Source organism: Microcoleus sp. BM001215392 (assembly GCF_036700185.1).
Classification (GTDB): domain Bacteria; phylum Cyanobacteriota; class Cyanobacteriia; order Cyanobacteriales; family Microcoleaceae; genus Microcoleus.
Genome location: NZ_JAUBOJ010000463.1, coordinates 1 through 5,198 on the forward strand (window position 1 = coordinate 1; position 5,198 = coordinate 5,198).

Annotated in this window: 4 protein-coding genes; all 4 read right to left on the reverse strand. The window is 49.2% G+C overall.

The annotated features are described in order from the left end of the window. Positions 1-535 (reverse strand): response regulator (locus tag QT974_RS30720; RefSeq protein ID WP_333472161.1); only part of this gene is annotated, 535 nt, incomplete at its 3' end. A gap of 715 nt (positions 536-1,250) precedes the next feature. Further along, entirely contained in the window at positions 1,251-2,984 is a 1,734-nt protein-coding gene (locus QT974_RS30725) for a ShlB/FhaC/HecB family hemolysin secretion/activation protein (RefSeq protein WP_333472162.1), read from the reverse strand. A 14-nt stretch (positions 2,985-2,998) separates the two neighbouring features. Then, on the reverse strand, positions 2,999-4,888 hold the full coding sequence (locus QT974_RS30730) for a two-partner secretion domain-containing protein (protein ID WP_333472163.1): 1,890 nt from the start codon (positions 4,886-4,888) through the stop codon (positions 2,999-3,001). A gap of 16 nt (positions 4,889-4,904) precedes the next feature. Continuing rightward, on the reverse strand, positions 4,905-5,198 hold a 294-nt coding region (locus QT974_RS30735), incomplete at its 5' end, for a hypothetical protein (RefSeq protein ID WP_333472164.1).

Sequence of the window (5,198 nt, forward strand, 5' to 3'; positions counted from 1 at the left end):
GTTCGGCAATAACTTTATCTTCCAATCCTTCTTCAAAGGCGAGATTGAGTACCTCAAGCCACTCTGGCTTGACTTCCCCTGGCGGCATTTTCAAATCTTTGGTATGGGTAACTCCTTTGAGTGCCAAGTCAATCCGCTTCAACATCTCCTGGCTGGAAAGTCCTTTGTCAGCTACGGTAAACCCTCCTTCATGAGCATCGATATCTGGTTTAAGCCGCACCAGTGCCTTGACATAACTGCTTTGCACGACCAAATTTAGGGTGGGATAGTTTTTCATTAAAGTTCCCAGGCTTTTGATGCCTCGATTGATTTCGGCAGTGTTCCCGAAGGTTTCTGGTAGGGAAAGATCCATAATAACTAAATCAGGCCCAAATGCTTCGACCTGTTGCAGAGCATTTTGGGTTGTTTTAGCGGTAAGGATTTCGGCTTGTGGGTACTGCCGTTTCAGCAAGTCGAGTGTTCCGCTTAAGATTAGTTCGTGGTCATCCACTACAAGTATTTTGAGTGTCCCTTGTTCTGATAAATTTTGGCTCATCGTTGAAACCGTAATTGGTAATTGACAGTTGACAGTTGACAGTTGACTATTCTGAAATGTCAATTCTCGTATAAATAATTATCTGGTTGCAGGTTGTCAATTTAAGTAATTATCAATTAAAGTAATTTTCCATTGTCAATTGTCCATTGTCTATCAAACAAAACTAAAGGATTAAGGATAAGGACTTTAGTCCTTACTACGAACATATAATGGGTGATTTTACGGACATCATCTGAGTCAGACAAATCATCGATCTAAGTGATGAAATTGGTTTCCTTTTATACGATCGTAGGTGTTAACAACCAGCTTTTAGTCCACCAGTCCTCCCACCCGCCCGCCAGTCCGCCAGGGAATGAATTAAGAGTCTCATAGCGAAAGTCCTCTCAAAGAGGACTAATACCAAATCCGGGTTTGGGGCCCGCGTTATTCTCACAAGGAGGCGCAGGCGGACTTTGTTCGTATAGAAGCGGTTTCAACCGCCTCCTTCATACCGGGGATATCTAGCACGGATTTGGTATAGTGAGTTCTTCAGTCCTCTTTTAGAGGACTTTCGCTTTGAGGCAGGGGTTTAAACCCCTGCCGGACTATCGGTTTGATGTTAAGTTGACACCTATGGTCACATGATATAGAAATCAGCTAGACAATATATTGCACAATTGTGCAAACTCGATCGCACAAATCTGCAACGCCGGTTAGGAAACTACTACAGCCTGCTTCAAAACGGCTGATAGCGCACTGAAAAGTAGATACCCTTATCTTGCAGCGAGTTTCCCCGATCGCCAACTGAAATTAACGGCAGGCCGTAGTCCAGGCGCAACGATAAATCGGGCGCAACCTGCCATCGCAAACCCAGTCCTAAACTGGCAATTGTAGCTGGGTCAGGGTTAATATCTCGATCGTTCCAGACCGTTCCGATTTCAAAAGAAGGCGCTAACTGAAGTACGCTGGAGTCTGACGCGAGGGGAATGCGAACTTCAACGGAACCCAAAATGCCATTGTCGGCAACGAGTTGGTTTTGTCGGTAGCCGCGAACTGTATCGACTCCACCAATACTGAAGCGTTCTAAAGGTAGCAAAGAATCTGGAGTTAGCTGAGCATCAATTCGCGCTACTAGCACATTTCTGGATGATAACTGCTGCACCCACTGAAATTGTCCCAACCAGGAAAAGAATCGCCCGTCAGTACCCGTGTTGTTGACAGTTGCATCAAAGGCATCTATCCCCAGACTGAATTGAGAGCGGGCGGCTAAAACTCGTGTTCTGCCCCGATCGACCCAATCTTGAGAAAACCGAATTACAGTAATTTTAGATTCCCCATTTTCCGGGCCTTCTGTGAAGGAAAAGGGCCTGTCGTCGAGGATATACGTTTGGCTGCGACGGCGATCTAAACCTAAGCTTAATGCAAATTCACTGGTTGGTGTTCTGGTAATGGGCTGGCGGAAATTGACGGAATAGGTTTGAGTCTCGCTTCTAATACCGACATCCCGGAACTCTCGTTCAATAATTCGGCTATCGCCATTGTTATAGCGGAAGTTAAGAGCACCGTTACGAGGATTCACGGGGATAGTATAGTTGAGGTCGTAGAGGTTGAGTCCTTCTGTGCGACCGTATTGAGCAGAAGCGCGATCGCCAAATCCCAACAGATTATCATGACTGACTTGTACGCTGCCTTGGACTGAGCCAATGCTGGGAGATTGGTTGTTTTCCAGTACGATCGCACTGTGAAAGGCAGGCGCTTCTTTGAGATTGATTCGCAAGATATTGCGGCCCGGAGTGGTGCCTGCGGTTAACTCGGCATTTACCCTCTCGATGAGGGGATCGAGTTGCAACAGTTGCAAGGCTTCTTCTAAGCGTCGCTGGTTTAAGGGGGTAGAGGTGGCAAGAGTAATGCGCGATCGCACGTATCCTTCTCGCAATCGATTTAACCCACCGATTTCAATCCGATCGAGTTCGCCCTCTACGACTTGAATTTTGACAGTACCGCTGCTAAGGTCTTGATTGTTGGGCAGGAAGGCTCCAGAGGTAATGTAGCCGTTTTTAATATAGAGTTGAATAATTGCCGATCGCAGTTCGAGCAACTCTTCAAAGGTGACCCAACGGTTCTGGTAAGGCTGAATTAATTTGGCAATTTCGTCCTGCAAGACGGTGTTTCCCAGCACTTCTATTTTGTTGATAAAAAAGCGATCGCCCGACGGGGGAGTAACTTCAGGTGACTCTTGAATTGGGGGAGTTTGCAGTTCTGGTGCCGGTGGTGGTGAAGGCGTTCGATCGGGGAAAGGACGGGGTGTTTGAGAGGGATTGGGAATTGTTTGTTCAACAGCATCAGGTGCGTTAGGGGGAATGGTGACACCTGGCGGCGGTGCGGATTGGGCGATCGCACTTAGGGTAAAACAAGTTGATGTCGCGATGCTTGAACCTGAAAAGACAATCCACCGATTAATTGGATACATATCATGTTGTTGAATTAAGGACATTCTCGACTCAACACGAGTTGCCCGTTCGGGAGTCGATACACCCCTTGCGGTTCAACTATGGGGTCGCCTTTTTGCCAAGGACGATTGGGGTCGATCGTTGAGGGGGTGCCCTCACTGGGTAGCGTTTCCACGTCTACTGTGGGGAAGCTGGACGTTTGGGCATCTCCAGGACTCTGGGGTAAACCGCCGGTACCCGTGACGGTAAAACTTCCTCTAGTGGGTCGATCGCGGCGGGCAATGCAGCTAGTGGCGAGGAGGCTGTCGATGTCAATCCGATCGTCTGGTAACTCGGTGAGGCTGTTTTCGATCGAAGAGGTATCGGGTGTGGTAATGACTCCATCAGTAGCACCAGTAGCGTTAACATCGACTCGATTATTGCGATCGAGGGTGCGAGGGTCTGTGTTGCGGGGTGCTCTGCGGTAGCTTTCGCCGAAGAAAGCCGGAGTATCTAGGGTAATGTCACCCCCTTTACCACCATCAGCAAAAGCCAAGATGTCAGTACGATCGAAAGCGAGGATGGAGTCGGCTTCTAGGTAAATGTTGCCACCGCCCCCTGTGCCATCAAATACACTGGTCGTAATGTTACTGTCACCAAACAGGCGGATATCTCCAGCCTTAACGGTGATGGCACCTCCAGCAGACTTAGTGGCGGAAGTTCCGAGCGTGCCATTGTTAGCTTCTAGGGTGCCGCGGACTGTAACGACGATATTACCAGCTCTTCCCATTCCCGTACTGCGGCTGGTGATCAATGCCCGATCGCTGACAGTCAATTGCCCGGTATCAACTTTTATGTCACCTGCATCTCCAGCATTTTGAGTATCAGCAAATAAGCCACTCTGCTGACCGTTGGTGGAGGTGCCACTGAGATCGATCGACTCAAAAGCGTTTACCACTACCGTCCCTCCCCTTCCCAGACCCCTAGTGCTGGCTGTCACTTGTGCGCCATTACTGACAATCAATTGACCGGTATTAACTGTTATGTTGCCTGCATTTGCTGCCCCTTCGGTAGCCGTTTTAATCTGCGACCCCTCGGTAAGGGTAACGCGCCTACCCTGAACCTGTATATCGCCGCCAGCCTCGACCAAGGCTTGATTTCTCAGAGATATATCTGCTCGCACTCCCCCATCTGGGAAAATCAAGCTGAGATTGTTACTCTCCTGACTGATTCCTACTCGTCCTGACTCTGCCAAGCCTGCCAACTCGACTCGACCGCTTGGCGCTTCCAAAACCCCACCATCCAAGTTCACATTTCCGCCTAACAATATTAAATTCTGACCCTGCCGAACTCGCATACCAGGAGCTCGATTGGTAATAGATCCGGGGGGAATCTGATTGAATAGAAAAGCCGAAGGATTGACATTTAGCAACTGGGGAGACTCAGGTTTAGAAGCACTGAAAATACCTCGATCGCCAAACTCGACAGCATTGGCAGTTGTGGCGACAAAGGAACCCTGCACGTCTAAACTGGCAGCAGGCCCGAACACAATGCCTTTTGGGTTAATCAAAAACAAATTAGCAGTGCCATTAACCCCCAACCGTCCTAAAATTTCCGAACGGTTAGCCCCCGTCACGCGCGAGAGAATGTTTGCAATGCCTGCGGGATTGGTGAAATAAGCGCCGCGTCCGGCATCGATATTGAATTGAGTAAAACTATGAAAGAGATTCGCGCCGCGAATTGCCCCACCGCCTATCTGGTCACTCGGAATCCCATTGAGATTGAGATTGGGTGTCACGACAGAACCTTCAGCACCTAGCGTATTGTCCGGCACGATTTGAGCGAAAACACCCTTACCGATCCCGATGGAGAGTGTCCCCACTAGAGCAACACAACCCCCAATCTTCCAATGCCAACACCGACTCAACCAGCTTTGAGCAATCATAGGGCGGTCTCCTTTTTTATTGAATGTGCGAACATTCTCGACTCATAACAAGTTTCCCATTCGGCAGTCGATACACGCCTTGGGGTTCTACAATTCGATCGCCTTTTTGCCAAGAACGATTGGGGTTGGTATTTGAGGATGTGCCGTCACTGGGTAAAGTTTCCACGTCTACTGTGGGAAAGTCAGACATTTGGACATCTCCGGGACGCTGCGGTAAGCCACCCGTACCCGTGACGGTGAGGCTGCCCCTGGTTGGTCGTGAGCGGCGGACAATGCAGCTATTCGCCAGGAGGCTGTCGGTGTTAATCCG